The following is a 546-nucleotide window of genomic DNA, read 5'->3' as shown; positions in this document are numbered from 1 at the left end:
CCGGTTAAGTCCCGGGTTTTATCATGCGGCATGGGCTCTTGTCGCCAGCCGAAGCCTCCAATAAAGGTTGGGGCATTGTCGATATCGCAGGCTTGGTAGGTGTGTAAGACTACGGTGGCTGGTGGTTGTATCTCGCCGCTTAAGAGTTTGATGACCGCTTCAGCAACAGTGATTCCTTCTTTTGCGGCGGCTGTGTGGATGAAGGCATCGAGTTTAATGCCGGTGTCTTCCCCAACCTGGAGTTCCAGCCAGGCAGAGGTTCCGTTGGAGGAGAAGCGGTAGGTGTCTTTGGGGCGGGTATCGCGATATGCGATGGAGTCATCCAGGGTTTTACAGATGTCGCGGACTTTACGCCTGATTTGGCTACGTGTAGGAAAAGCCTGATTGGGTTTCGAAGGGGTGAAAAAGTCAGCCAGGATGGTGTCGATGAAATCCAGGGTTTCCGTAGTCAAGGCGGTTAGTGCCGACATGGGCTGGTCAATAGCGATGAGGGACTCGATGTCGAGCAGGCACGAGGTGTCTTGTATGGCTTTGACTTTCGGCAGG

Annotated in this window: 1 pseudogene; it reads right to left on the bottom strand. The window is 53.8% G+C overall.

Annotated elements, in window-relative coordinates:
- Positions 1-546: pseudogene (locus HMPREF2808_RS03650) on the bottom strand (HNH endonuclease); the annotation flags it as partial.

The organism is Corynebacterium sp. HMSC078A10 (genome assembly GCF_001811565.1).
Taxonomy (GTDB): domain Bacteria; phylum Actinomycetota; class Actinomycetes; order Mycobacteriales; family Mycobacteriaceae; genus Corynebacterium; species Corynebacterium hesseae.
The sequence above is the reverse complement of the archived record's forward strand: the minus strand, read 5'-3'. Positions and strand labels throughout refer to the sequence as shown.